This window comes from Flagellimonas beolgyonensis, from assembly GCF_003992615.1.
Classification (GTDB): Bacteria; Bacteroidota; Bacteroidia; order Flavobacteriales; family Flavobacteriaceae; genus Flagellimonas; species Flagellimonas beolgyonensis.
The window spans coordinates 21,049-46,944 of sequence record NZ_RZMY01000003.1 but is presented as its reverse complement, the minus strand read 5'-3'; the positions used below and the strand labels follow the sequence as shown (position 1 = coordinate 46,944).

The 25,896-nt window shown below is 43.4% G+C and carries 25 protein-coding genes; 6 read left to right on the top strand and 19 right to left on the bottom strand.

Features of this window, described 5'->3' with window-relative positions; all coding sequences use genetic code 11:
• Nucleotides 1-236: 236 nt before the first annotated feature.
• A complete protein-coding gene (locus EO131_RS01195) occupies nt 237-734 on the bottom strand; it encodes a hypothetical protein (RefSeq protein WP_127018524.1) in 498 nt (165 codons plus the stop codon).
• A gap of 252 nt (nt 735-986) precedes the next feature.
• Nucleotides 987-1,181 carry a helix-turn-helix transcriptional regulator gene (locus tag EO131_RS01190; RefSeq protein WP_127018523.1) on the bottom strand — a complete coding sequence of 65 codons (195 nt, stop codon included), beginning with the start codon at nt 1,179-1,181 and terminating at the stop codon, nt 987-989.
• Nucleotides 1,182-1,340: 159 nt separating this feature from the next.
• Here EO131_RS01190 and EO131_RS01185 point away from each other — a divergent pair, with 159 nt between their 5' ends.
• Nucleotides 1,341-1,634: a hypothetical protein gene (locus EO131_RS01185; RefSeq protein WP_127018522.1), complete on the top strand. Its 294-nt coding sequence runs from the start codon at nt 1,341-1,343 to the stop codon at nt 1,632-1,634.
• A gap of 152 nt (nt 1,635-1,786) precedes the next feature.
• On the opposite strand, the gene EO131_RS01180 is transcribed toward EO131_RS01185, so the two are convergent.
• From EO131_RS01180 to EO131_RS01130, 10 genes are all read right to left on the bottom strand, one after another.
• A complete protein-coding gene (locus tag EO131_RS01180) occupies nt 1,787-1,984 on the bottom strand; it encodes a hypothetical protein (protein ID WP_127018521.1) in 198 nt (65 codons plus the stop codon).
• A gap of 10 nt (nt 1,985-1,994) precedes the next feature.
• A complete protein-coding gene (locus EO131_RS01175) occupies nt 1,995-2,855 on the bottom strand; it encodes an SDH family Clp fold serine proteinase (RefSeq protein ID WP_127018520.1) in 861 nt (286 codons plus the stop codon).
• A 179-nt stretch (nt 2,856-3,034) separates the two neighbouring features.
• Nucleotides 3,035-3,994, bottom strand: coding sequence for a hypothetical protein (locus tag EO131_RS01170; RefSeq protein WP_127018519.1), 960 nt, complete (start codon nt 3,992-3,994; stop codon nt 3,035-3,037).
• Nucleotides 3,995-4,460: 466 nt separating this feature from the next.
• The gene (locus EO131_RS01160; RefSeq protein ID WP_127018517.1) at nt 4,461-5,312 is read right to left on the bottom strand and encodes a TlpA family protein disulfide reductase; all 852 of its coding nucleotides are present in this window, start codon (nt 5,310-5,312) and stop codon (nt 4,461-4,463) included.
• A 46-nt stretch (nt 5,313-5,358) separates the two neighbouring features.
• Nucleotides 5,359-5,985, bottom strand: coding sequence for a bacteriocin fulvocin C-related protein (locus tag EO131_RS01155; RefSeq protein ID WP_127018516.1), 627 nt, complete (start codon nt 5,983-5,985; stop codon nt 5,359-5,361).
• Nucleotides 5,986-6,453: 468 nt separating this feature from the next.
• Nucleotides 6,454-6,849, bottom strand: coding sequence for an arsenate reductase family protein (locus EO131_RS01150; RefSeq protein WP_241243762.1), 396 nt, complete (start codon nt 6,847-6,849; stop codon nt 6,454-6,456).
• A gap of 98 nt (nt 6,850-6,947) precedes the next feature.
• A complete protein-coding gene (locus EO131_RS01145; RefSeq protein WP_127018515.1) occupies nt 6,948-8,996 on the bottom strand; it encodes a M48 family metallopeptidase in 2,049 nt (682 codons plus the stop codon).
• Between the two features lie 372 nt (nt 8,997-9,368).
• Nucleotides 9,369-10,094, bottom strand: a complete 726-nt coding sequence (locus EO131_RS01140; protein ID WP_127018514.1) for a DUF3307 domain-containing protein — start codon at nt 10,092-10,094, stop codon at nt 9,369-9,371.
• Nucleotides 10,091-10,690, bottom strand: coding sequence for a transcriptional regulator (locus tag EO131_RS01135; protein ID WP_127018513.1), 600 nt, complete (start codon nt 10,688-10,690; stop codon nt 10,091-10,093). The genes EO131_RS01140 and EO131_RS01135 overlap by 4 nt, the downstream gene beginning before the upstream one ends.
• A 91-nt stretch (nt 10,691-10,781) precedes the next feature.
• Nucleotides 10,782-11,594, bottom strand: coding sequence for an SH3 domain-containing protein (locus tag EO131_RS01130; protein WP_127018512.1), 813 nt, complete (start codon nt 11,592-11,594; stop codon nt 10,782-10,784).
• Nucleotides 11,595-11,745: 151 nt separating this feature from the next.
• On the opposite strand from EO131_RS01130, the gene EO131_RS01125 reads away from it, so the two are divergent.
• On the top strand, nt 11,746-14,049 hold the full coding sequence (locus tag EO131_RS01125) for a glycoside hydrolase family 3 protein (protein WP_127018511.1): 2,304 nt from the start codon (nt 11,746-11,748) through the stop codon (nt 14,047-14,049).
• A gap of 66 nt (nt 14,050-14,115) precedes the next feature.
• Here EO131_RS01125 and EO131_RS01120 read toward each other — a convergent pair whose 3' ends face one another.
• From EO131_RS01120 to EO131_RS01110, 3 genes are all read right to left on the bottom strand, one after another.
• On the bottom strand, nt 14,116-14,562 hold the full coding sequence (locus EO131_RS01120; protein WP_127018510.1) for a hypothetical protein: 447 nt from the start codon (nt 14,560-14,562) through the stop codon (nt 14,116-14,118).
• 111 nt (nt 14,563-14,673) lie between these two features.
• Nucleotides 14,674-14,862, bottom strand: coding sequence for a hypothetical protein (locus EO131_RS01115; protein WP_127018509.1), 189 nt, complete (start codon nt 14,860-14,862; stop codon nt 14,674-14,676).
• Nucleotides 14,863-15,015: 153 nt separating this feature from the next.
• Complete coding sequence (locus EO131_RS01110; RefSeq protein WP_127018508.1) at nt 15,016-17,514, bottom strand: zinc-dependent metalloprotease; 2,499 nt, start codon at nt 17,512-17,514, stop codon at nt 15,016-15,018.
• A gap of 265 nt (nt 17,515-17,779) precedes the next feature.
• Here EO131_RS01110 and EO131_RS01105 point away from each other — a divergent pair, with 265 nt between their 5' ends.
• Nucleotides 17,780-18,508, top strand: a complete 729-nt coding sequence (locus EO131_RS01105; RefSeq protein ID WP_127018507.1) for a hypothetical protein — start codon at nt 17,780-17,782, stop codon at nt 18,506-18,508.
• A gap of 421 nt (nt 18,509-18,929) precedes the next feature.
• Here the strand turns inward: EO131_RS01105 and EO131_RS01100 are convergent, their stop codons facing one another.
• Complete coding sequence (locus EO131_RS01100; RefSeq protein WP_127018506.1) at nt 18,930-20,360, bottom strand: SLC13 family permease; 1,431 nt, start codon at nt 20,358-20,360, stop codon at nt 18,930-18,932.
• Nucleotides 20,361-20,561: 201 nt separating this feature from the next.
• Here EO131_RS01100 and EO131_RS01095 point away from each other — a divergent pair, with 201 nt between their 5' ends.
• The gene (locus EO131_RS01095) at nt 20,562-21,410 is read left to right on the top strand and encodes a tetratricopeptide repeat protein (RefSeq protein ID WP_127018505.1); all 849 of its coding nucleotides are present in this window, start codon (nt 20,562-20,564) and stop codon (nt 21,408-21,410) included.
• 31 nt (nt 21,411-21,441) lie between these two features.
• Here EO131_RS01095 and lysS read toward each other — a convergent pair whose 3' ends face one another.
• From lysS to EO131_RS01080, 3 genes are all read right to left on the bottom strand, one after another.
• Complete coding sequence (gene lysS / locus EO131_RS01090; RefSeq protein WP_127018504.1) at nt 21,442-23,133, bottom strand: lysine--tRNA ligase; 1,692 nt, start codon at nt 23,131-23,133, stop codon at nt 21,442-21,444.
• A gap of 65 nt (nt 23,134-23,198) precedes the next feature.
• Nucleotides 23,199-23,741, bottom strand: coding sequence for a thioredoxin family protein (locus EO131_RS01085; RefSeq protein WP_127018503.1), 543 nt, complete (start codon nt 23,739-23,741; stop codon nt 23,199-23,201).
• 99 nt (nt 23,742-23,840) lie between these two features.
• Complete coding sequence (locus EO131_RS01080) at nt 23,841-24,890, bottom strand: helix-turn-helix transcriptional regulator (protein ID WP_127018502.1); 1,050 nt, start codon at nt 24,888-24,890, stop codon at nt 23,841-23,843.
• 91 nt (nt 24,891-24,981) lie between these two features.
• Here EO131_RS01080 and EO131_RS01075 point away from each other — a divergent pair, with 91 nt between their 5' ends.
• Nucleotides 24,982-25,134, top strand: a complete 153-nt coding sequence (locus EO131_RS01075; protein WP_127018501.1) for a YqaE/Pmp3 family membrane protein — start codon at nt 24,982-24,984, stop codon at nt 25,132-25,134.
• 14 nt (nt 25,135-25,148) lie between these two features.
• On the top strand, nt 25,149-25,886 hold the full coding sequence (locus EO131_RS01070) for a hypothetical protein (RefSeq protein WP_127018500.1): 738 nt from the start codon (nt 25,149-25,151) through the stop codon (nt 25,884-25,886).
• Nucleotides 25,887-25,896 lie beyond the last annotated feature (10 nt).

Genomic DNA, 25,896 nt, shown 5'->3' with positions numbered 1-25,896 from the left:
TTTAGTCGGTTCGAAATGACGTTCCGTTGGTCATTTCGATATGAGGCACCAAATGACGATTGAGAAATCTGTTTGAGGTTGGGATTTCTCACGCTCCCTCTGGTCGGTTCGAAATGACGTTCCGTTGGTCATTTCAATATGAGGCACCAAGTGACGATTGAGAAATCTGTTAGAGGTTTGGATTTTTTACCGATGTCTCGACTGCGCTAGACAGGACAGGGAATGAAAGTGCCATTCTAAAACCGCACCGAAAGCCCAAACCCGTTTTGGTTGTTGATCACAAACACTTCGGGTTGAAAGCGGTAACTGGTGGAGGGTGCAATGGCCATATTGTAGGTGTCCACGCCTTTGTTGACGTTGTTAAAGGCCCTAAAAGACAAATGGAAACTAACAACAGCAATGGCGCCGCCAATATAGGCCAGTTCCCAATTGGGGTCACGGTTCGCCGATTGCTGACCCAAGGGCACGCCGATAAAACCACCGCCCACAAAGGCCAAAACATTGGAAAAGGTGCGTTGTGATTTTGCTCTTTTAATCAATTGGTTGGCTTCCTCCACGGCCACGGTGGCCGCTTCCAGTTCGCGCCAGTTGAGGCGTTCTCCATCTTGGAAAAAACGGTAGCCCAGTAGGTTTATCTTCATGTCGATGGGTTTTGGAGAGGTAGGAGTTTGTTGCGCTTGTAGCGTACTTAGGGCCATAAAAACAAGAAGGCCCAACAAAAGGGTATTTTTCATAGTTGCGGTTATGCGTTGGGTTGAAAATACAGTTTTGCAATTACTCTTGCAAGTGGTGTTGGGTTGTCATTTCGAAGGAGTGCAACGACTGAGAAATCTAATTGCAGTTGAGATTTCTCACACTCCCTCTAGTCGGTTCGAAATGACATTCCGTTGGTCATTTCGAAATGAGGAACACAGTGACGATTGAGAAATCTGTTAGAGGTTGGGATTTCTCACCGATGTCTCGACTGCGCTCGACAGGACAAAATTTTAGGGTTTCGTAGGCACCAAAAGTTCGCGAACATCTACGTCCAGTACTTTAGCAATGTCGCGAAGTACGGGAATGCTGGGCTGGGTATTGTTGTTGCAGTAATTGGTGACCACCACATAGCTTTTGCCGATTTGCTCTGCCAGCCAAGTTTGGGTCCTGCCCTGTTGTTTTAAAACTTCCTTGATACGGTTCATAACGGAAAATGATACACCAACCTATTACTTTGTAATAGGAATTTGTAACGTATTACAATTGATGCATTAATTCTATAGCAAAATACAATACATAAAAATGTTGTGAAATAATATAAAATGATATACTTTTATATTGTAATACAATAACTTTTATTGGGGATGCACAACAAAATGGTGGTGATACGGCTTATCCAACAAGATTTAAAACACAGCCAGCTTACGGAACAATTGCGACGCATGGGTTGGGATGATGGCGGGTTATACACTTTGGATTTGATGACGCTAGTGGCCGAACTTTTGGAAGTGCCACCTACCCAAATGGACCAGTTTGCCAAAATTTATGGGCAATATTTAGATAAGGTCACAGTATACCCGGTTACACATTTGGGAGAAGAACTTTTACCTGTAGCTGAGGCATGTTATCTTAGGCTGTTAGGTGGTAAAGACGATTGAATTGGTGGGGAGGTGTTTTAGGAACGGTTTGTATAAACGCAGTGGCAGATTGAAAGCGTTTATTTTCAATTATTTATATAATTATTTAAAATAAAATAGCGGTTCAAGTTTGCACCTAAACCGCTATTGCGTTTATACGTTGTTGTGTAGCGTTATTTCCTATTCAAATTAGAATAAGTTTGTCTACCCAATGTGTCTGTCAAAGGAAAACTATAGGTAGGTTTTTCAGACTTTTCCACATCACCTAACATTTTAATAGTTTCATCAAATTTGGAAATCTGCTCCAACTTATTTTTTTCCTCTTTAGTCTCATCGACTATTTGTTCTACAAGTTTTGCTATATTTTCCATAGTTACAAATTTATATAAATTTTCGAGTGTGAAAGAACATTTCTCCGTTGTTTCGTCCAATGTATTGGCAAATTAGGTCATTATATTCTCTGATTATTTTAGTTAAAGCAGCATCTCCTGAATAATCTTCTATTTTGAGCTTTAGTATGTGTGTTAGTGCTGAAACACCTATTGAACGACCGTGAGAGTGCCATATTTTGTTGTCTCCTAAATCTCTTGCAATTTCTGTAGCTCTGTCCTCTTTTTCTTGCGATGTTACAGGATTTCCTGTCGAACTGTGAGTATTCCAATTTTTGAACTTATACTTTACCAACCATTCTTTTAAAAGTGCAATTGTTAAATCTCTTGCTTGTTCGTGTCTTCGCAACATAGCTAAATCTTGTTCTCTTAACATTATTAACTCTGCTTGCGAAATTGTTCCTGCAATTGACTTATTTATTAGTTCTTCTACTTTGTCAAGATAACCTAAAGCTGGCACCCAATTTTTTCCATTATAAACTTGTGGGTCAATTGGTCCAAGAGAAGATGAGTAGTCCATAAAAATTGCATCTCCAGACAAGCAAAATATTGTTCCAGCTGAATATGCTGCATCTGGGACTATGAAGTTAACAGTCTGATAATGATGCCGTGTAATTTTAACTAATCTTTCCACAGTTTCGGCACTTCCTCCAGGTGTGTTAAGCACTATAAACAAAGTATCCTTTGTGTCGGGTTCGGCTTTTAATTCTTCTACTAAATCTCTAAAGGGTTTGTCAAGAGAATCAGTAATTGGGCCGTAATAAAATAAAAAATCCGCAGCGAAATGATTTTCAAGTTGTTCTAATCTTTTATTTAGAATTTCGTGTAATGTTGAGTCAAATATTGGTTTCATATTACGTTTATTTTAATGCTACACAACGGTCTCGGCTTTGAGTAGTTGCGTGGGTTAACACATAACTTTGCAAGTACACACCAAACTGAAAATCTGCGAGGATTTTCAGAAGCCTGTCCTGAGCGTTGTCGAAGGGTAGGCGAGAACAAGCAATTACTTATAGCCATTGTTGCCATTAGTTATTTTTTTGTTAATTCTTTTTCTGTAATTTCTATTTCCTGAATTGTGCCTGACTTGCTTGCTGTCAGATTGTTTGCAGAATTTATAACTACGAAGTAAAAAACCTTGTTGTTAAATTGAATGGATGGGGGAAAAATATTGCTGTTATCAGCTAAATTAAAATTCAATTCAGCTTTGTCCATATTAAAAATCACTAAATAACCAACGTCCTTATTGTAGTCATTCGCATATTTTACGATTTGGTTAAATCCATCTTTTATTCTTTCTTTTCCGTATCCTTTTTCTCTGTCGAAAATTTTTATCTCAACTACTAAAGGGTCATCTGTTTCTATTTCTCCTATAATATCAGCTCTTCCAGAAGCAGAAGTTGGTGTGGAAAATGGATAGTCTATCCCTTGGTCAAAAAGGAATAATCTCAAATCATCTTCTAATATTTGCTCGTAGCTTTTGTCTGCTGTCTGGTACTTGTCGAAAAGTTCTTTTTTTGTAAACCATTCTGTCCGCCTTTTATACTTTTCTAACAAGTAAATTATTGAGTTTGATTTATCAAGCTTATCGTGTAAATAATAAATTATTGGTGAAATATAATCTTCAACAATTTTTGTTTTGGTATCGTTGAAGTCTCTTCGAGAAAAAATGATAAGATTATGTAGGTTATAATTTCCAGCTTCCTTAATTATGTATTTCAGAAATTGGTAGCAATAAGCCGTTTGATGTATTTCGGATTCAAATTCCATATCGACACCTCTTCTTTCTCGTTCAGTCTGTTTGTCAAATTCTTCTTTAGTATAAGTATGTTTATTTATGGTTTCTTGAATAAGTCCCTTTATCTGTAAGTTCGTATCAAGATTGTTGAGTAAATATTTTAGCTGATTACCGAATTGACCATATGGTGCTCGATATAATCTATTTTTCCATTCTTGTAAATCAGTTCTTAGATTATGGTTTGAGTAGTTCATTTTCCGAAATTTTTTAATGTGTTTTCAAGTTCTTTCAAAGCGTCAGTCATACTGTCAATTCCTGTGTGTACAGAAGCTTCACTATCGGAAAGTCTTATTTGAATTTTACAATTATGGCAGTAGATAGTTTTTTCCGTTTTAGCATCAATCAACTGTATTTCATCTTGATATCCACATTTTGGACATTCAATATCTACCCATAAGTTGTCGAAGTTTATCATTTTCTAATTAATGGCAACTAGTTTATATGGATCATAAATACATCCCTATACACCCATAATGGCACATTATCGATGTATTTGATCATTCTTTATTTTTCTAAATTGGTTTTGTCAATGATTGGGGAAGTGCTTACAAATTACTAATTCCCAAACAATTGGCCTTACGGAAAACCGTAAAAAAACTGGGGGTTTTGTACAATGTACAATGAGCAATAAACAATTTGCAATGGGTGAAGGGTGAAGGGTTAATGGGGGTGTAGGCCCAATTTTTGGGTGATTTTGGCCAGTTGCTTGTCCAAATTATCGATATAAATGCTTTCTCCGGTTACCAGTGTACCGCTGTAAATAATGGTGCTGTCTTGTACAATGATGAGGTGGGGGTAGGCATTGAAATCCAACGCCTCCTGCACTTTTTTTAGGTCTTCTGCGTAAAGGGTGGTATACGAGTAACCCAACCGGGTTTCCACTTGGGTACGAGCTTCAAATTCTTGGTCTTCCAAGGGAACGTTAACGGAGTAAAAGGCAATATCGGGATGGTTGTATTTCTCACTCACCTTTTCAAAGTAGGGGAATTTTTCAAAGCAAGGCTTGCAGGCGGTGTTCCAGAAATCCAAAACCGTAATCTTTTTATCCAATGCAATGGTGTCTTTGGTCTTGTCTACAAAAACCAATTGGGTAGGAAAAGGTTTGGTGTCGTGAAAAGTGGAATCGTCGGTTAAGGCCAACAGCACACTCGGATATCCAAATTTTCCCAAAAAAAGCGCCAATACCACCATGACCATCAATTTGGGTACAAACCATCCCTTTTTGGCCCAAAGACCAAAAAGCATACTCAAAGGAATGCCCAACAAATAGAGGATGGAACGTTTAAAGTCCAGAGTAAGGAGAGAGGGAACCAAGATCAACAACCACAGCGGGACAAAGGCCCAAAACCACTGCCATTTTTTTGAGGTGTCCATCAAATAATAGGCGGTCAAAAAACAAACGATCAGGGTGGTGGGCAGCATATACAAATGATCACCGTAAAACAGAACCCCGGCCAATAGGTAGGTGAGGGGGACAAGGAGGTATTTAACCTTGAGAAATATTTTTTTCATGATAAAATATTTTACTGCCCCCAATGAATAGAGGGCAGTTTTTGGTTTATACTTTTTCTACACAGCTTTGTAACCACAAAAACCCACAGCCGGTTGTGGTTTCATTACAATTAGTGTTTGAATAGCCATTGTTGTACCAGTCACACGTCCAACTGCAATTGCAATCGGGCAATGCTTTGTTGAAACTTGTGGTTTTAAATGTTTTGGAGTACGATTCTAAATTTTTTAGACTGTGTTGTAAGTCCAATGAAATAATGTTGTCATGAAATGACCCGTCCTCACCAAGCTTATAGTCGTCCAAACTTCCAAACATCATTAAGAAGTCCTGTTCTGGTGTAATTTTAGCCAACGATACAGCTATTGAAGAGATCTTATCCTCATCAGTTTTCTCGTCTTGTAACTGATTGATTAGATCTTTAATCAGGTTGTTGTGGCTCTCTGAAAGATTGAGATTGCGTAGTTGGGTCAACTTTTCAAGCCACAACTCGGTTTTGATGGAACTTTCCAAAATGGAATACTCACTTTTAACGGTTTGGTAATCTTTATCCTTTAAAAAGGCGGACCGTAATTGCGTCTCCGTATGTGTTGCATTATCGTTCTCGTTAGAACAAGAGAAACAAATGGAAAGAACTAGCGTAATGATAAGGTTAAGTGTTTTATGATAATTGGACATTTGTTGATTTTTAAAATGTTAGAATTATCCTACTCTTTCGATTTTCGGATTCTCGTCCAATCTATTTTAATGTCTGTATTGGCTTTCACATGTTTGACTTTGGATGGCCAGTCCGTTTGTAACCTTTTTATGGGTTTTAACAGACAGACAAAGGGGTTAATCCCATGACGTAGCGTCATCGGTTTGAAATCTGTGTTGATAAATTCTAGGGAGGTTGAGCAGCCAAAATATAAAATCCAGTTCAAATGCCATTATGCAAAAACCTTAAAAAAACTGGGGATTTTATACAATGTACAATGAGCAATAAACAAGGTACAATGGGTTAAGGGTAAAGGGTGAAAGGTAAAAGGTGAAGGGAATTTTTCAATTAATAGTAAACAATAAACAATGTGCAATGGGAGTACAGGTGTGCCAATTGAAAATGAATAACGTAAAATTACTAACTACTGACTACTAACCACTAATTGTTCATTGTTTCTCAAGGAATTCGAGTACCATGGCGGGGTTGCTGACCTGTAGGGCCTGGTCGCCGTGTACCAAAATAGGTTGGGTCACCACTTTAGGGTTGTTTTCCAAGACTTTGAGCCAGTCGTCGTCGCTTTCCAAATCGTGGTTTTTGCCGTAGGCGTGGATAAAGTCCGGGTGATCGGTGTTGATCAAGGCTTTGATGGGTTTGCCCAATCGTTCGGCCAGTTCGGCCCATTGGGTGCCGGTTACCTTGGTTTGGGTAAGGTCCACGGCCAGCACTTTGAACTTTGAGGCCTCCACAAAGGCCAAGGTTTGCATGCCCACACTGCTATTGGGGTTGTAATAGAGGTTCAGTTCGCGTTTGTTGGTGGCTATGACTCCCATTTCTTGCTGCATTTTAGTGTTTTACTAGCAAGTTCTCTTTTTTTAAATGGAGGGGTTAACGCAATCCATTTTTTTCGTAGCGCAAAAGAGTAACGCGTACCGAGTGAAGGCTACTGCAGTAAACTGACTTGGTAGTCCAACAGTGCCTTCTTCACCACAAAATACGATCGACCTAGCAGAAAGGAATAATTGGATAGGGCCTGCATGAGTACGGCCAGGTTATCATCAAAATAACTTTGTTTGCCAAAATAAGCCCATTCTTTGGATAGGTACTTTTCAATGTTTTCCCGAATCGGTTCCGTGATTTCGCTAGCCAATTTGGGATCTTCCAAAAAGGCTTGGAGCTCTTTTTTCAATTCCCTTTCCAATGAGGTCAAATGCCTAAAGTTGCTTTGGATTTCCTCGTGCGGGGTCACCACACTCAAAAACTGGAGCTTTTGCTGCATCTTGGTATAGAGTTCAAATTTGGTTTCGAAAGTGGCATCGAGACCAAATAAATCGCTGTAAAGTTGTTCCAGTTTTGGCGCCCCACCTTTGGTGTTTTCCAACTGTTTGAAATAGGTATAAATGTTACGGTCGTTATCAGCGATTTGCTGCTCCAGTGCCATTAATTCTTGATGGAGGGCAGCGACCAATTCCGGCGCATCCTTTCGGTTGTGTTTTTTTCCATCATAATCGAAGGTTTTAATGCCATAGGTCTTATCGGTAATCATGTTCAAGGAATCCATATCATTGATTAGGGCCAGATGGGAGTACACCAATTGTACTTTATCATCCGAGTACAACTCGGACACCTTTAAGTGGGCCGGTGCCAAGGCAATCATTGACGTATCGAATTTGATCGGGTTTTTGTTGTCGTAGTAGGCATTGTATACCTTAGAAAAGGTGTTCTGGGTAAAACTATTCTGGTATTCCTGTTGAAAAATGGGCAAGGAAACGGTGCTGGGGATTTCGGCAAAAGGTACACGGTTGAACATCTGCTCAGTAATTTGTTTCTGGGTCTTCTCAATATCCCGAAACAATTGGTTGGCCGATTGCTTTGGACCATTTTCCATTATGATCTGGGTCTGCTCCAATCGTTGGATGCGTTCCTCTGTACTAGGGTGCGAGGCCCATTGGTCTTTGATCACCAATTTGGACTTATTGAAGCGGTTGAGCTCATCCACACTTACTGCAGGAAAATCGTTTTGGATGGGAATCTGATTGTCCGAGGCAATGAAATGCATTACGTAGTGCTGTTCCTTAAAGATGTTCTCGCTCTTTTGGTTGGAGTTTATGCGCTCCTCGTAAAAAGATAGCACATTGCCCATGGAATTGTCTGCCAGTTGGAAACGGAGTAATGCCGTGGCCAAAGGGGGATACCCCGTTACATGCGCGGCAATCTCATCGGCATGGAATTCCATTTCCCTGGAAAGGGCCATATAACTTTTGTTGACCACGCCATACATTTTGCCCAAGACCCATTTGATACCATCCATGATGCGAACGGCCAACACGGCAAAGAGGGCAATATAGTTACTGATGCTGCTCCATTTACGGACCACTTCGTCGTAGCCGTCATTATCGTATAGCAGATTGAAGATTACGTGATTGACACTGTACACAAAGCTGCCCACTTTCATGGTTTTTTGTGAAAAATGCCCAAACTCGTGCGCCAATACGGCTTTCAATTCTTCCTGAGTCACCGAGTTTACGAGGCCAAGACCAATATGCAGGTTTTTGCGAACCGGAAAGAACATGCTCCAAAAACTACTGTTGTAAAAAACGGATGCGTTCACTTCGGATGAGAGGTATACCTTTTTAGGAAACTGCGTGCCCACTTCCTTCACAATATCCTCGATCATAGCAAATAGCTCCGGCTCATCCTTGGCAGTGATTTCAAGTAGATGGGAGCGATCTACTTTGTGCGATTTGAAAATGAATTTTAAAAGAAACACTAAAATCAAGATGCCCAAACTGGCCAGTCCGGCTCCCAGGGCAATAGTTACGATACGAGGCACCGTTATTACCAACATTACTCCTCCGTAAATACAGAGGGCCGTCAAAGCAACGGCCAATAACAACAACAGCGAATAGACAAGGGTGAACAAAAAAATGGAAAAAATAGCTTTACGGGTTTGCGTCTTGAAAGCCACAGTAGGCACAATCTGATCGATCATTATGGTTTAGTTAGGTTTTGTTGGTACAATCTAACATTTTTTAAAAAAATATTGTAGGGCAGTAAGGAATTTTCTGATAGTAAAAGTGTGCCATAAAAAAACGGGGCCGCGCCCCGTTTTTCTTGACTAACTAACTCAAATAAATGCTGTACTAAGAACGGGCCTCTTGGCAGGGACCCTATTTTACTTACGGCCAAACCAGTGATTTGGTCGCAGGCGTTTACAAAAATAATCAATTTAAAACGATTCTAAATAATAAAATTATGTTATATTTGAAGGAGCGCTTGGATGCGCAATGTTTAAAATCGCAAAGTGTTTAAAAAGTAGATTCTTTTATTCGGAAATGCCGTCCCAAAGGGACGGTTTTTTCGTTTACAGCGTTTCCGACAGGTGCAGGTACAGCATACCGGATAAAATGGCGAGCCCAAAACTGAGCAGGGTGCCGATCAGCACATATTCCGTCAGTTTTCGGTTTTTACCCTTGTTGAGGTCCCCAAACCGGAACACGGATTTGGCCGCGATCAACAGCCCAATGGCCGCCCATTGCTGCATCAAAATAAACCCGAACACGAACAACCGCTCCAACATCCCGATATAGGTACCGGCATTTTTTAGGGAACCACCCTCGCCCGAGGCATCGTCCTTGGCAATTTCATCGATATAGGGCGCGAGGAACATCCGCATTACAATACCCGAAACAAAGGTGACGAACACCAAAAAGGTAATCAACAACAGGGTCTTTTCCGAGAACCACCCCGCCAAATCCAAGGTAAAGGGTTCCATGAGGTACAGTGCTCCGGCCAGCACCAGCAAGTGCAACACTTGGTCCACCACAAACAGCCAGCGGTAGTTTTTCGGATTGGTAAGGGCAAGTTTGCCCACATCGATACCGAAATGCGTCACCACAATAAGGGCCACGATCCCCAAATGCTGAAACTGCAACAGGGCCAACAGCAGTGCCAAATGCACCCCAATGTGATAGTAGAGGTACTTGGACCGCCATTTCTTTTGGAGCTTGTCGGCTACCCAACGGGCAGGCTGCAATGCAAAATCCCCAAGAAAATGGGCCAGGATCAGTTTAAGCGCTAACAGTGTCATACTAGGGTGAGTTGGGTCGTATAAAAATGCATCATTTTTTGCACTTCGTCAAATCCGGCGCGGAGCAATGCCTCGCTGATGGTACTCTGCGATTTGTCCAATAGGGCGGCCAGTTCCTTTTGGTTGGCCTCCGGGTGTTCCAAGCTCACTTTTACGATCTGGGAAGCGGCCGGCAACCAATTGTCCATGGTAAGGCAGGCCAGTTGCAACATCAGGTTCAGGGGGGTGTCGAACGCCTCGTTGTCCGATTGCAGGGCCAAGGTCTGTTTTTTCAAGTTTTCGAAACAGGTGCCGGAGCGCACAAAAGCGGTGCCGTTCGATTCGGTGATCTTCTCGGCTTGGTAATCCTGTTCGCCCAGCCCGATGGCGATGCGCACATCCAAATGGCGTACCTGCTTGATGCTGGCCTTGAGATAAATGGCAGCTTCCAGGGCCTGTTCGGGGGTGGTGCGCAGTTGAAAGCTATCGCCCCGGTAGATTTCCCAATCCGAAGGCACCTCCCCATATCGGGAAAGTGCCTGTTTAAGGATGGGAAGCCATTTGTTGGCTTTATGGTCCTTGGAGTTGATGATGTCCCCAGTGAGTACGGCAATCATAAAATATCGTTTAATTAGACGAATACTTCAAATATCGTTAAAATAGACGATAAAACAAAATATCGGTTAAATAAACGATAAAATAGTTAAATTATTGCCCTTTTTCATGGGGATTGGGGCGCAGTTGCCCATCCGTCCAAGAAAGGATGCGGGTTTCACGCGCACTTTGCTGCCATTGGGTGTTAATATCGAGGTTGCGGCCCCACACCTTTTTGTACAATACCTTATCGGCCAGTCCTCCTTCATCATCCGGAAAAATGAATTGTTCGGAATGGTAGTAGGAACCTGCCTGTTTTCTTTCGGAAAGTTCCACGGCATCCCCCAGATTGAAATGGTTCAAAAAGAGGTAAACGCCCCCATCTTCCACCGAATCCGGTCCGGCCTTGTAGTCGATATAAAGGATACCATCCAAATTGGGAATGCCCCGATTGTCCATGGTTGCAATGGCAAACCTCGAATTTTTGAGGGGAATCTGCTTTTCCAAATAGGAGCCGTGCAGAATGGTACGCACCTTCAAAAAGGTATCCGACCCCTGTTTGGCATAGGCAAAAAAATAGGGCCGGTCATTCACCGTCTTTTTATCGAGCGACAACAGTCCGCCAAGCAAGTAGCCCGTCATACCATTGTAGGTTACTTTGTAAAAAGGGGAATCGAATCCGTTGTAGGGCCAGGAGAACGGGGTCTTTTCCACAATTTTGACCCATTCCCCGATCACGAGTTCGTCCAACACCTTGGAACGGATATCGGGTTCGGCCCGCAGCTTGATTTTATGGCCAAAGGCATACACCTGTTCACCGGGTTGGAAATCGCAATCGGCTGACGGACAATGCAGTTTGTTTTGCGCAAAAGTGAAGGAAAAAAGAAATAGGGATACTAAAACGGAGGGTAAGAAACGTGCTTTCATCTGTACTGAATTTTAAATGTTACGATTAAGGCAGTTCTTAGGGAGGTTATGTTATATACGGCACAAATGGTGCAAAAGGATTTTCTTTCCCCGTCCACAATGCGTAATTTCATGTATTCGATTACTGAATACTACTAAACAAACCTCAAAAATGAAAAAAACCATACAACGCATGTGCGTGCTCGCTGCACCACTGCTTCTCATTAGTTGTGGACCCCAATGGACCGAAACCGAAAAAGAAGGGTACCGTGTAATTTCCAATCCAGATGGAGCCACCTTGGGCTATACGCCCCAATCGGCCATTACCCTACTCACTGTAGATCGATTGGCCTTTAAGGACCACAATAGAAATGGCATTTTGGATCCCTATGAAGATTGGCGATTACCGGTGGATGAACGCGCCAAGGACCTTGCCTCCAAAATGAGCATTGAACAAATCGCGGGACTGATGCTGTATTCCGCCCACCAATCCATACCCGGTGGCGGCAACCGATTTTTTGGTCCGGTTACTTACAATGGCAAACCCTTTGAAGAAAGTGGCGCCAAGGCCAGTGACCTTTCCGATGCACAAAAGATATTTTTGAAGGATGACAATCTGCGCCATGTGCTGATCACCAGTGTGGAGTCCCCAGCTGTGGCGGCCCAATGGAACAACCATGCCCAGGCTTTTGTGGAAGGTATCGGGATGGGCATTCCAGTTAATACCAGTTCTGATCCCCGGCATGGAAGTGACTCCTATGCAGAATTCAACGCCGGGGCAGGGGGCAAGATTTCCATGTGGCCCAGTAGCTTGGGCATTGCGGCCAGTTTTGATCCCAGTTTGATGCGTCAGTTCGGGGAGATTGCCTCCCAAGAATACCGGGCTTTGGGTATTGCTACCGCCTTGTCGCCCCAAATCGATTTGGCCACAGAACCCCGTTGGTCCCGTTTTGATGGTACCATGGGTGAAGACCCCGATCTGGCGACCGATCTGGCCCGTGCTTATGTGGATGGATTCCAGTCGTCGAATGATGGCGGATGGGGTTACCAAAGTGTGAACGCCATGGTAAAGCATTGGCCCGGGGGCGGACCTGAGGAAGGCGGTCGCGATGCGCACTTTGGCTACGGTTCGTATGCCGTGTACCCGGGGAACAACCTAAAAGACCACCTAAAACCGTTTACCGAAGGGGCCTTTAAACTGGAAGGAGATACCCAAATAGCTTCGGCCGTGATGCCGTATTATACCATTTCCTTTGAGCGGGATACCGTAAACGGGGAGGAAGTGGGCAACTCCTACAACAAATACCTGATTACCGACCTGCTCCGTGGTACATATGGGTATGATGGTGTGGTGTGCACCGATTGGGGCATTACCCGCGACGTGAGCAATGTGTATGTGTTCGAAGGTAAACCCTGGGGGGTTGAAAATTTGAGTGTGGCCGAACGCCATTACAAAATTATTGAAGCCGGTTGTGACCAATTTGGGGGCAACAACGATATGGATCCCGTGATCGAAGCCTACCAAATGGGGGTGAAGGAACATGGGGAGGAATACATGCGTAACCGTTTTGAGGTATCTGCGGTTCGTTTGTTGAAAAACATTTTTAGGACCGGACTTTTTGAAAACCCGTATCTGGATGTGGACGAAACCGAAAAAACAGTAGGCAAGCCCGAGTTTATGGCAGCAGGTTACGAAGCACAATTGCGCTCTGTAGTAATGCTAAAGAATACGGCCAATACCCTGCCCAGGACCACAAAACAAAAAGTTTATGTACCCAAACGGTATGTGGCCCCAAGTAGGAACTGGTTTGGTTTTGAAACCCCGGAAAAGCTGGATTACCCTTTCAATATGGAGGTGGTGTCCAAGTTTTTTGATGTAGTTGAAGATCCGAACGAAGCCGATTTTGCCCTCGTGGGCATCGAAAACCCGAACGGAGGCGTTGGCTACGAGGTCAAGGACGCTGAAGCAGGAGGCAACGGCTATGTGCCCATCAGCTTGCAATACGGGATGTACAAAGCGGAAGATGCCCGGGAGACCAGTTTGGCCGGTGGCAGTCCGATGGAAGATTTTACCAACCGTTCGTACAAAAACAAGACTATTGTGGCTTCGAATACCACGGATATGGACTTGGTGAAGGAGACCAAGGCAAAAATGGGCGACAAACCTGTTGTAGTGATTGTAAGGGTTGCCAAACCCATGGTTTTTGCTGAAATCGAGCCCTATGCGGATGCCATTTTGGTACAGATGGGTGTACAGGACCAAGCCTTGATGGATTTGGTTTCCGGTGCCAGGGAGCCCTCGGCTTTATTGCCCTTTCAAATGCCAGCGAACATGAAAACCGTGGAATTGCAGTTTGAAGATGTGCCCAGGGATATGCAGCCCTATGTAGATACCGAGGGCCATTCCTATGATTTTGCCTTTGGGCTCAATTGGGCCGGGGTGATCAATGATGATAGGGTGCAGAAGTACAAATAAGGCTTTATAAAAAACGAAGAAGCCGCGACCATGGCAGGCGCGGCTTCTTTAAATCAACAAAAAACACTATCCTCTTCTCCCTCTCTCCTGCATTTTCTTTCTGCCAAACTTGGCATTTTGTCTTCTCATGTCTTTCCAAGATTGGTACTGCTCATCGTTGAGTACCTCCTTCATTTTGGCCTGAAAGGCAATCTGTTCGTCCAATCGGGCATTTTGCCGTGCCAAACGCTCTTCATCGGTGGGCCTTTTCCAATCCCCACTGGCTCTGAGCTTATCCATCTCTTCCCATCGTGCCTTGCGAAGCTTTGCTTCTTCCAAATGCAATTGCATGACTTTTTTTTGTTGCGCCTCGGTCAAATCAAGGACCAAGGTCATGTGTTTGGTTTGCATGGTAGCCATTTCCTCGGCGGTCATGTCCATTTTTTGACCACGGGGCATGCAGGGACCATCGTTTCTTTGGGCCGCAACACCAAGGGAGGTGAGCAACGCCAGTACTACTGCAAATCGTTTCATATGTCCTAAAATTTTAATGATTCGTTCCTTGGACATGGCATAAAGCCATAGGTTTAATCACCGTTGGACGGTTTGTGAGGATTTTAACAGTAGCGGAATAAACGCGGGAAATTAGGGGTTTTCTTCTTCCAGCTCGTCTTGGGGTTGGTCGATTTCATCAGCGCTGTGCAAATCGGCTTCAACGTAGGATTTGCTCTGTAGCTGCTTTTGAAATTCATCATGTTGCTCCACCAGATAATATCCCAGGGAAGCCAGTACGAAACAGGAAAAGTAAATGAGGCTTTTTAATTTGTAAGTCATGATGTTGAGATTTGGGATTACTAAGTTAATCAATACATCATTGTATATATGGCAGATGTTGTGAAACGGTTGCTAAGTGATGTGAAACAGACAAAAAAAAAGGTGTAACCGACCAATGGCACGGTTACACCCTTCCTATTTGTGACTCCAGGTTTATTTTGGATCCAAAATCATGTCAATTCGCTCCAAAGTATCCTGTAAATGATAGCGGCTCATGGTGTCGGAAATACGTGAAAGTCCGCCACGAATGTCGCTTTTTAGGTTGTTCAATTCAGCACGGGCCACCGAACGGATGTCAGACTGGCTTGTGTTTACCGGAGTGGATTTGCGGTAGCCTCCAAAATCGGGCAGTTTCCCTTGGTTTTCAGCTGTCATCAAATACGCCAATCGGTCAATATGCGCCTTTTGAAGGTTTCTTCTGTAGGTATCGATAGATCTACCACTGCGGGTCTCAGACCAGATGCCCCTGCGCAGGTCGCGCATCATCTCCAACAAACCGTAGGCCTCATCGCCGTTGATGGTTTCATTTTCGATGATTCGTGCCAATTTGCCCAATTGCAACATAGTGTTCAAATAACGTTCCTGCATACCACGGATACGATCTACGGAACCGGAATATTGGATCTTGTTGATGATGTTTTGATCGATCATCCATTCCGGAGTGGCAAACAATTGCTCTTGCATAAAAGCCATGGCGTTCTTTTGGTGTTGTTTGGGCACGTGGGTGTACACGGGTCCTTCCTGATCGGCGGTTTTGTGGTACTCGTACACACCTCCGATGTTGTTGGACACGTGGCCCATATATCGTTGGAACTGGCCGATGACCTGACCGTACAATGTTTCCAAATTGTCGTAGTTCTCGCCGTCCTCGGTGGTCCATTCCATCAATTTCGGAACGATACGCTTTAGGTTGGCAATCCCGTACAAACTGGCTTTGATGGCATCGTCACCCAAATCTTCCGTCTGGGAGCTCGGGTCGTGGATGTCGCCCACTTGTTGGTGTCCGAAACGGTACATTGGATCGCCCGCATGCTCCATGATCCAGCTGTTCAAGATCGGTTTTTCCTCCTTGGCCGTTTTATCCAAAATAGGACGGTAGCCCCATTTGATGGCGTATTTGTCGTACACCCCAATATTGGGCATCAAAGCAACGCCTTCGTCACCGGGCTGTGCCACATAATTGAATCGGGCATAGTCCATAATGGAAGGTGCGGTACCGTATTTTTGGGTAAAGCTTGCAGATCGCAACGAATCTACCGGATAAGCAGGGCTACTTCCCATGTTGTGCGGTAATCCCAAGGTGTGTCCCACTTCGTGAGAAGACACAAAACGAATCAACCTACCCATGATGTCTTTTTCGAATTCCACTCGTTGCGCAGCAGGGTTAATGGCGGCCGTTTGTACAAAGTACCAGTTGCGCAATAAGGACATTACGTTATGGTACCAGTTGATGTCCGATTCCAAGATCTCACCGCTTCGTGGGTCGCTTACGTGTGGTCCGTTGGCGTTCGGGATTGGGGAAGCCAGGTAGCGCACCACGGAATAACGCACATCTTCAGGGGACCATTCGGGGTCTTCCTCAGGAGAAGGTGGGTCTTTGGCAATGATCGCATTTTTGAAACCAGCGGCCTCAAAGGCTACTTGCCAATCCTCGATACCTTGTTTTATGAACGGTACCCATTCCTTAGGGGTGGCACGGTCTATATAATATACAATCTGTTTTTTAGGCTCAACAAGCTCACCTGCCTTAAATTTTTCAATGTCCTCATCCTTCACCTCCAAGCGCCATCTGTCGAGATAGGTCACAGTTTTGCTTTCTTGCGCGTCTAGACCATAATCGACCTGACCACGGGCGAACCAGCCCACACGCTCATCAAAATAACGGCGCTTCATGGGTTCTTTGGGCAATAGGATCATGGAGTTGTTGATCTCTATGGAAATGGAACCCAGGCTTTCGTTGCTTGGTGGATCGTTGGATAGATAGGTTTTTACGTGACGGGCTTCGATATTCAAAGGATAACTTTTGATGGATTCGATGTAACTGCGATCGCCATCCAAGCGGGTCACTTTGTATCTTTTGCGGTAGCCATCGGGCAGTCCAAGGGCATTTACATCCTTGGTGAACATGGGATCTACTTCAATAACTGTAGCTGGGTTCAAGGAATCCTTTTTATTGAATGCCTTAATGTCGAAGGCATAGAGCACGGGCTCAAAATTGGAGTTTTGCACCGCTTCGTGGATTGGCAGGGAATCGGCGGCCACATTTTCGTAAGACACCACGCGGAGCAATACCTGTTTGGGTCTTTTTTCCCAACGCATTACTTGGGTGTTGATCTTACCGCCCCCAAAACCGATGCCTGTGGCTGTTTTGGAGATACGGCTCACCATCAACATCTCTCGGTTGAATAGGGAGTCGGGAATTTCGTAAAAATGCTTGTCGTCCACCGTATGGACACTGAACAGACCGTCGTCGGTCTTGGCATCCTTGGTGATTACCTTATCATAAGGTTGAATGTCGCCAGGTTTTGGTTTGGCTTCCTTTTTTTGTTCGGTTTCTTTCTTCTTCTTTTTGAAAAGTTGGGCCTCAGCAGTTTGAAAGGATCCCAATAAGATAAATAGTACGAGTAGTCGAGGTAATAATTTTTTGATCATTCTAAGTCGGTTTGGATAACTAAAACAACCAAAGAACCTAAAAAACATCAAAATTTACTGTTAAATAAATATTAACACTCATTTTTTTAGCAAAATACCCCAACCTTTCGCAGTCCTGCGTTTTACTGATGGTCCGGGCCGAAACGCCCAGTATAGCTGGGCTGAAGGGATATCGGTTTTTCGTAAAAAAATGCTAAATGCTGTAACATTTGCGAATGAGTATAGTCTTATAAGCATAACATCAATCAAAAAATTCAATCAAAAAATGAACAAGTTATTAATGGTCTATGGATGTGTTCTTATAAGTAGTACCGCCATAGCAAACGATCAGCAGAATGCAACGGTTGTCCAGACCAAATCTGAGACCCCTAGCAGTTTAGAGAACAGTTATACAGCATTGCACATCAATGCTGAGTGGAGCGAATCAACTTGGGACATGGCCCGCTATGAAGGTTATGCGATGTATGAGTTGAATTTGAATGAAATAGAGTATATAGAGGAAGAACCCGAGTTTGATCTTGGTTTTGATACCGCAGACTACCTTCCTTCGGATTTTAATCCCTATGAAACCTATTTTGATTTGAATTCCATCATATATGTCGAAAACGAAGTTGAACCCGAGTTAGGTTTTGATACCCAAAAGTATTTACCTGCCGATTTTAATGCCTATACCGACGTGGTGGATGTACATTCCATCAATTATATAGAAGTGGAGGACTTTGATCTAGGATTCAATACAAGGGATTATTTGCCAGAAGGGTTTTCACCCTATGAAGTGTATGTGGATTTGAATGCCATTCCATATGTTGAAGACGACGTGGAGTTGGAATTGGGTATCAACAGCAAGTATTTGTTGCCTGCCAATTTTGATCCGTACACCAATGTGATCGCAATCGGTTCCATCAACTACATGGAAGACGATGAAATAGAATTGGGCTTCGATACCGGAAAGTATCTCCCAGAAAATTTTGACCCATATATTGGGACAAACTAGTAGGATGTTTTGTTTTCATTTTACAAATTTTTGAGTTAGTTAGTTAAAGCCCTCGTTTGAGGGCTTTTTTGTTAAGGTATTCTATACAACCTCTTGGTTAACAAAAAAATAACACTGGGGGTAATTGTGGATGAAAGAGCAAGAAAATAGATAAATCGCTGCAGAAAACGCAATGCATTTTAGATTGGGCTGCATCTTTTTCAATGAATTGGCCAAGAAAGGTTCTTTTATCCCACAAAAGCCTGAAACTCCCAACGTTAACAAAAGACTAATTATAATAATCTTCACTTTAACTAGTTATATCTTTGAAGCGTGCAAAGGACGAAAGTCCAAAGAAACGCATAAGGTTGAGTTAGTTTCTTACATTTTTTTGAGTTAGTTAGTTTGTAAATGCCCCCTCCACCCGGAGGGGGCATTTATTTTAGAACAATAGGGGAATCACAAACTGGAAGACCAAAATGAGCAGTACCACGGCTATGAGGTTCAAGATAAACCCTACCCGGGCCATTTGTGGAATCTTTACATACCCACTCGCAAATACAATGGCATTGGGCGGCGTGGCCATGGGCAGCATAAAGGCACAGCTACTGGCAATGGTCACTGGAATGAGCAGATAAAGGATCGGTATCTCCAAACCAATGGCAATACCCGCCACAACGGGGGCCAAAACGGCCACCAAAGCCACATTGCTCATCAGTTCTGTCATAAAGAGCATCAAAAAAATGAGTAGGGCCGCGGTGAGTAAAATGCTGATCTCACTTTGTGCAATGGCATTGGCCACCATATCAACGATACCGCTACTGGACATTCCTTGGGCCAGTGCAAGTCCCCCACCAAAAAGGATCAATATGCCCCAGGCCAATTTGGAGGTGTCCTTCCAAACGATGATAAAATCACCCTTTTTCAAGTTGTACGGTATGGCAAAAAGTGAAATGGCCGCAAAAATGCTGATCATCGTATCGGTTAGCCCCAATTTGGGGAATAGGGCATTGATCAGGGTCCTGAAAATCCAGAGGAACACGGTTACCGCAAATATGACCAAGACCATTTTTTCCTTGCCCGAGGTGGGCCCCAATTTTTCCAATTCGGTTTGAATGACTTCCTTGGAGGCGCTGAATTTTAGGTTTCGGTTGGGGAACATCCATTTCACCAGAACCAGAAAACAAATGGCTATCATGATGATGGAAAAGGGCAAACCGATGGTCATCCATTTTAAAAAGGAGATTTCGGTATTGTATTCGTTTTCCAAAAGTCCGATCAAAACGGAATTGGGCGGGGTCCCTATCACCGTGGCAATGCCACCTGCATTGGCTGAAAATGCAATACCGAGCATCACGCTCAAGGCAAAATTTTGATCATCTTTGGTGAAGCCATCCTCATCGTCGATCAACAGATTGATCACCGAGAGGGCTATGGGCAGCATCACTACGGTGCTTGCCGTATTGCTGATCCACATGCTCAAGGAAGCTGTGGCAATCATAAAGCCGAGTATCACTTTATTCGGGGTCGTTCCCGTCAATCGGATGATGTTGAGTGCAATGCGCCGGTGCAGGTTTACTTTTTCCAGGGCCAGCGCCATGACAAATCCACCAAAGAACAGGAATACGATCGGGCTGCCATAATTGGCACCCACCTCTGCAATGGGAAGGATGTTCAACATAGGCAGTAACAAAAGGGGTAACAACGCCGTTACAGATATGGATACCGCCTCGGTGATCCACCAGATCAACATCCAGGCTGCTACGGCGATTACAGGATCTCCTTTGGCCGAAACCAGCTCAAAGGGCAAATTGTTCAAAATGAAAAAGGCGATGGGCCCAAGAAACAGCCCTATTTTTTTGCTTAACTCCATATGGGATCCTAAGCTATGCTTTTTTGTTAAATATTGAAAATCATCTAGCTGTACCCTTGTTGTTTTTTGCTTAAAATTTAATTCAAATTTCCAGTTTACTCATCATAAAGCTTTGATTACTCATTCAAACAAATAATTTCCTAAAAACCATTGGCATGGTATCCTTCCAATTTAGAAATTGAGCATATAAACTAATTAATTATGAAAAAGTTAGCACTGTTTTTTCTAGGTTTTAATTTGATGACATTTGCACAAAACAATAAAAGTGATGCGGAATTGGAATGGTTTGAAGAACTATCTGAAACCACCTATCAAGGAGATTTTATGACCGCTTATTTGGGTTTTGGAAAATTCCTTGAGAAATTTCCGGATTCAGAGTTGGCGCCAAGAGCCCTATTTAATCAGGGTTTTCTTTTAAGGGAGCTTTGTAGGGAACAAGAGGCCAAGGAGATTTTCGAGAGAATAATGGAGGAAGAGTTTAACGAATATGAGAATTATGGTGGAATAATGGAACAGTATACATTATTTAAGAATAGGAGTGCCAAGCACCTTGCTGAAATTTATTTAAATGAAGAAAACTTCATAGCGGCCTTAAAATATATCAAGATCTTTGACAACATTTATCCCTACAAACATTTTTGTGGAAATGAATTGGAGGCCGATGCCATTTATACAGATGTCATGTACGCCAAAACCTATCACGGTTTGGGTAAATTGGATAAAGCCATAAAGAAGTTGCTACCACATCTTTTTTACAATGGATTGGCCAGTAATAATGAGGTAATGGAACTTTTAAGCCAATATTTACCACAACTTTACTCCAATGATGAAGTAAAACAGTTTGTACAAGATGGTATCCAGAATTTCAAGGCTAAAGACAAAGACTACGGAACATTCCAATTATTGGGAGTGAAAATCCCAGTATATACCTATCAATTTTATGGTGAAGACGAAATAGAACTTGTTTCCATTAATGGCACAAAAAATAATCAGGCCATAGAAAAAATAATCAAGACCCACCCTGTTTTTGCGGCTTATTTTGATAAATGATTTTTACATAAACCGATATTCGAGCAAAGGTTTATCTTTTATCGATTGCAAAAAGCCCATCATCCGTTTTGGTAACCTCTAAAACTCCAAGTTTTGCCAAGTTTTTAGTACTCTTGTCCCATTTCTTGCCGCTCAATCCGGCTTTGTCTTTGAGCTCGGCCAGTGGCATTTCACCCACAGGCTTTAAAATATCCATAATGGTTTTTTCCTCTTCCGTGAGCTCCACCTGTTTTTTCTCAGGACGCATCTGGGGGAAGAACAACACTTCTTGAATGGAGGAGTTGTTGGTCATCAACATCACCAAGCGATCGATTCCGATACCAATACCGGAAGTTGGGGGCATCCCATATTCCAAGGCTCTCAAGAAATCCTGGTCGATGAACATGGCCTCGTCATCCCCTTTTTCGGAGAGTTTCAATTGATCTTCAAAACGCTCGCGTTGATCAATGGGGTCGTTCAACTCCGAATAGGCATTGGCCAATTCCTTGCCGTTCACCATCAACTCAAAACGTTCGGTCAAACGTGGATTTTCCCTGTGCTCCTTGGTCAACGGGCTCATCTCTTTGGGGTAATCGATGATGAAGGTGGGTTGAATGTAATGGTGCTCACATTTTTCCCCAAAGATCTCATCGATCAATTTGCCCACACCCATGGTATCGTCCACTTCAATGTCCAATTTTTTGGCCACTTCACGAAGTTCGTCCTCGCCCATACCGGCCACATCGTAACCTGTATGTATTTTGATGGCCTCCAAAATGGGGACCCTTGGGTAAGGTGCCTTGAACTCGATTTCGTGTTGGCCCACTTTCACTTTGGTGCTTCCTGTAGCATCAGTTGCCACTTTTTCCAATAGTTTTTCGGTGGTGTCCATCATCCAATTGTAATCCTTGTAGGCCACATAGAGTTCCATTACGGTAAACTCCGGATTGTGGGTACGGTCCATACCTTCGTTACGGAAATCCTTGGCAAATTCATACACACCATCAAAGCCACCTACGATCAATCGTTTGAGGTAGAGTTCGTTGGCTATCCTGAGGTACAAGGGAATATTCAATGCATTGTGGTGGGTGAGAAACGGACGTGCCGCTGCACCCCCGGGAATGGGTTGCAAAATGGGGGTTTCTACCTCCAAATACCCTTTGGCATTGTAAAATTCACGGATGCTGTTGGTGATCTTGGTACGTTTGATAAAGGTGTCCTTCACCTGTGGGTTCACGATGAGATCCACATACCGCTGACGGTAGCGTAATTCGGGATCGTTGAATGCATCATATACGTTGCCTTCGTCGTCTACCTTTGGTAGGGGAAGGGGGCGCAATGCTTTGCTCAACAAAGTAAAGTTTTTTACCATTACGGTTTTTTCACCGACCTGGGTGGTGAACAGTTCACCTTCCACACCGATAATGTCCCCGATGTCCAACAATTTTTTATACACGTCATTGTACAAGGTCTTGTCGTCCCCGGTACAGATTTCGTCCCGGTTAAAATATACCTGAATACGGCCTTCGCTGTCCTGCAATTCGGCAAAGGAAGCCTTACCTTGGATACGACGCGACATCAATCTACCGGAAATCACCACCTTTTTGCCCTCCTTAAAATCATTCTTGATGCTCTTGGAAGTGGCATCAACAGGATACAATGCTGCGGGGTAGGGGTTGATTCCCATCTCCCTGAGTTTGGTCAATTTTTCCCTTCGAACGATTTCTTGTTCCGATAGTTGCATAGCTGTATAAAAAATTAAAGCGCAAAATTACACTTTTGCGCTTTAATTCCCTGCCTTGTGAAGGTTTAATGTGCATAATTGGGGGTGTACGATCCCTGTAGCAGGATTTGGGCCATATCTTCCTCGAGGGATTCCATCGGACTTTCCACGATCCGATTCACTTCTTTGCCATTTTTAAAGAAGATAATGGTGGGCACCTTGATGATATTGAAACCTTTCTCTTCCCCGGTCGGGCTGGTCTTGTACAATCCCTTTCTTCGATCTAATGCAATGATCTCCAATTGTTCCATGGGAAAGTCGGCTGCTTCCAGGATTTTGATGATTCTGGGGGTTTCCCGTTTGCTATCGCCGCACCACGTGCCCAAAAATAGTTTGATGGTGTATGCTTTCAATTCCTTTTTAAAAAGATTGACCATGGTCCTGTCCACCTCATAGTTTTCCTTGCCACTTTGGAACCATTGCTGATAAGGAGCCGTGTTCAATCCCTCCAAATTGATCTTACCTACCATAAAGGCATAGCCGTTTTCCAGGGTAATTTCTTGGTTTAATTCTTGGGCATTGCCCCAAAAAACCAGGAGGGTGCATGCCAACGTAAAAATGTGTTTCATGATTTTTGTGAATTTAGGTTCGAAGCGAAAATTCACTAAAAACAAGGCTTTTGGGGCAATTTCGGGGATGGATTTCGGGACTAGACCCCCGGTTGAAATTTATTTTTTGAAGAGTTCCACCATTTCGTCCCGCGACGATACATCCAGTTTTTTGTAGAGGTTGTTGATGTGGGTCTTTATGGTGCTGAGGCTGACAAAAAGTTCCGAGGCAATTTCCTTGTTGCTCTTGTTTTGGAAGATACATTCCACGATTTTCTGCTCTTGAGGGGAAAGTTTGGCGAAAAGGGCTTTGCGTCGGGAACGTATGCTTTGTCTCCGATTGGCAATCAAATAAAAGTTTACCAAAAGGGACAAGGTCATTAAGGAGAGGATGGCCCAATCCCAAAGTCGGAGGGAGGAAGGGTCAAAACCTGCCAAGTTTTTGTCCGTGTTGATTTCGGCGATGTATTCTTGGGTGAAGAGAGCATTGGGATAGGTGGCGGAAAGCCGGTCCGCCAAGGCATCGTAATAGGGATTCATGGCCAAATCCTTCAAATAGTAGCCATAGGTTTCATTTCTTTTATCGGAAAGGAAATCGTAAACGAACAGTTCGGCCAAAGGCTCGTTGCTGTCCAAACCTACTTGTTGTAGGGTGGCGAACCATTTTTTTAAGTTCAATTTCTTGTTGGCTTCGCTGGGATATTCCATAAAATCGAAGGCCATCTGCTCCTTTAGCGATGCGATTTCAAGAAGTAAGCCCGAATTGGGATTGGTGGAATTGATGGAGCAAAGCGATTGGTCCTCGAACGAAGTGGGAAACACCAAAGTATCGTTATTGTTGGCAATAAAAAGTACACTTTTGCTATTGTTGCACTGGCCCAAAAAGTGATTGCCTGAATCTTCGCTGGAACAACCATCCAGATGAATACGGTATATGCGGTTGTCCGAAGTAAGATTATCACCTTGGAAACTGAAATGCCCCAAGGAATCGACCACTTTCTTTTTTACGATCTGGTCCAAATAGACCCGCGACGATTTTCGGTAATCCTCCACCAAGGACAGATAGATGGCGCTACCTGCATTTTCTGGGGAAACTTCACCTGAAAAGTGGTACTGTCCCCAATTTATGGTTGCTTTCAAGAGCAAAATGTAGAGTATAAAATACCGCATCGTACTTGTATGGAACACTAATGTAATGGATTTATGTAACAAAACTGAATATTGGGCTACCTATAGATAGCATCAATCAAAATCAAAAATCATGAGTTTCTGGCGGGTATTATTGGCCATTTTTTTTCCACCCTTGTCGGTTATCGGAAAAGGTTGTGGTTCTTTCCTTATTGTGTTACTTTTAACCCTTTGCGGATGGGTTCCCGGTGTTATCGGAGCCTTGGTGATTTTAAATAAACACTAACTAAAAGTATTTTGATGAGGAAAGTAAAGGTTCTATTGGGGGCAATGGTCATTGCCCTGATCAGTTCGTGCAATTTTACGGAAGAAATCCATCTGAATGAAAATGGTTCAGGCAAATTATCCATTCAATTTGATGGTTCGGAAATGATGGAGATGGGCGGCGAAGAGTTGGCCAAAACGGATGAAAAAGCTGTTGACTCCATAATTTCTTTCAAGGACTTTTTGGAAGAGAAAAAGGACAGTATTGCCCAACTTTCTCCCCAAGAGCAGGCCAAATTGAAAAAATTGGAACCCTTCAGTCTTCGAATGATGATGAATCCCGAGAAAAAAGAGATGATGTTCGATTTATTCGGTGAGTTCAAGAATGTCAGCGAAATGAACGATGCCTTTAATACGTTCCAAGATGCCAGCGCCATGGGACCCGGGGCCAAACAACAGGCCAATCCGGCACCAGTGGAAGAGCAGGCCACACAGGTAAGCTATTCATTTTCCAAAAATAAGTTCAGCCGTTCGGCCAAAATTGTTGACCCAGCACTTTTCCAACAACAACTGGACAGTATGCAAGGAGCCGAGATGTTCCTTTCGGGTTCTACCTATACCTTGAAATACCATTTTCCAAGAAGGGTAAAATCAACCACGGCCGAGGGTGCCACCTTCAGTGCCGATGGCAAGACCTTGATCTATGAGGTAAGCTTTATGGATTTGATGAAGAACCCTTCCATTCTTGACTTGGAAGTGGAACTGGAAAAGTAGGTGGACAGTA

Bases quoted from the DNA above. Each gene is read 5' to 3' on its own strand.
- EO131_RS01195 (WP_127018524.1), bottom strand. From the start codon at position 734: ATGAAAAATACCCTTTTGTTGGGCCTTCTTGTTTTTATGGCCCTAAGT.
- EO131_RS01190 (WP_127018523.1), bottom strand. From the start codon at position 1,181: ATGAACCGTATCAAGGAAGTTTTAAAACAACAGGGCAGGACCCAAACT.
- EO131_RS01185 (WP_127018522.1), top strand. From the start codon at position 1,341: ATGCACAACAAAATGGTGGTGATACGGCTTATCCAACAAGATTTAAAA.
- EO131_RS01180 (WP_127018521.1), bottom strand. From the start codon at position 1,984: ATGGAAAATATAGCAAAACTTGTAGAACAAATAGTCGATGAGACTAAA.
- EO131_RS01175 (WP_127018520.1), bottom strand. From the start codon at position 2,855: ATGAAACCAATATTTGACTCAACATTACACGAAATTCTAAATAAAAGA.
- EO131_RS01170 (WP_127018519.1), bottom strand. From the start codon at position 3,994: ATGAACTACTCAAACCATAATCTAAGAACTGATTTACAAGAATGGAAA.
- EO131_RS01160 (WP_127018517.1), bottom strand. From the start codon at position 5,312: ATGAAAAAAATATTTCTCAAGGTTAAATACCTCCTTGTCCCCCTCACC.
- EO131_RS01155 (WP_127018516.1), bottom strand. From the start codon at position 5,985: ATGTCCAATTATCATAAAACACTTAACCTTATCATTACGCTAGTTCTT.
- EO131_RS01150 (WP_241243762.1), bottom strand. From the start codon at position 6,849: ATGCAGCAAGAAATGGGAGTCATAGCCACCAACAAACGCGAACTGAAC.
- EO131_RS01145 (WP_127018515.1), bottom strand. From the start codon at position 8,996: ATGATCGATCAGATTGTGCCTACTGTGGCTTTCAAGACGCAAACCCGT.
- EO131_RS01140 (WP_127018514.1), bottom strand. From the start codon at position 10,094: ATGACACTGTTAGCGCTTAAACTGATCCTGGCCCATTTTCTTGGGGAT.
- EO131_RS01135 (WP_127018513.1), bottom strand. From the start codon at position 10,690: ATGATTGCCGTACTCACTGGGGACATCATCAACTCCAAGGACCATAAA.
- EO131_RS01130 (WP_127018512.1), bottom strand. From the start codon at position 11,594: ATGAAAGCACGTTTCTTACCCTCCGTTTTAGTATCCCTATTTCTTTTT.
- EO131_RS01125 (WP_127018511.1), top strand. From the start codon at position 11,746: ATGAAAAAAACCATACAACGCATGTGCGTGCTCGCTGCACCACTGCTT.
- EO131_RS01120 (WP_127018510.1), bottom strand. From the start codon at position 14,562: ATGAAACGATTTGCAGTAGTACTGGCGTTGCTCACCTCCCTTGGTGTT.
- EO131_RS01115 (WP_127018509.1), bottom strand. From the start codon at position 14,862: ATGACTTACAAATTAAAAAGCCTCATTTACTTTTCCTGTTTCGTACTG.
- EO131_RS01110 (WP_127018508.1), bottom strand. From the start codon at position 17,514: ATGATCAAAAAATTATTACCTCGACTACTCGTACTATTTATCTTATTG.
- EO131_RS01105 (WP_127018507.1), top strand. From the start codon at position 17,780: ATGAACAAGTTATTAATGGTCTATGGATGTGTTCTTATAAGTAGTACC.
- EO131_RS01100 (WP_127018506.1), bottom strand. From the start codon at position 20,360: ATGGAGTTAAGCAAAAAAATAGGGCTGTTTCTTGGGCCCATCGCCTTT.
- EO131_RS01095 (WP_127018505.1), top strand. From the start codon at position 20,562: ATGAAAAAGTTAGCACTGTTTTTTCTAGGTTTTAATTTGATGACATTT.
- lysS (WP_127018504.1), bottom strand. From the start codon at position 23,133: ATGCAACTATCGGAACAAGAAATCGTTCGAAGGGAAAAATTGACCAAA.
- EO131_RS01085 (WP_127018503.1), bottom strand. From the start codon at position 23,741: ATGAAACACATTTTTACGTTGGCATGCACCCTCCTGGTTTTTTGGGGC.
- EO131_RS01080 (WP_127018502.1), bottom strand. From the start codon at position 24,890: ATGCGGTATTTTATACTCTACATTTTGCTCTTGAAAGCAACCATAAAT.
- EO131_RS01075 (WP_127018501.1), top strand. From the start codon at position 24,982: ATGAGTTTCTGGCGGGTATTATTGGCCATTTTTTTTCCACCCTTGTCG.
- EO131_RS01070 (WP_127018500.1), top strand. From the start codon at position 25,149: ATGAGGAAAGTAAAGGTTCTATTGGGGGCAATGGTCATTGCCCTGATC.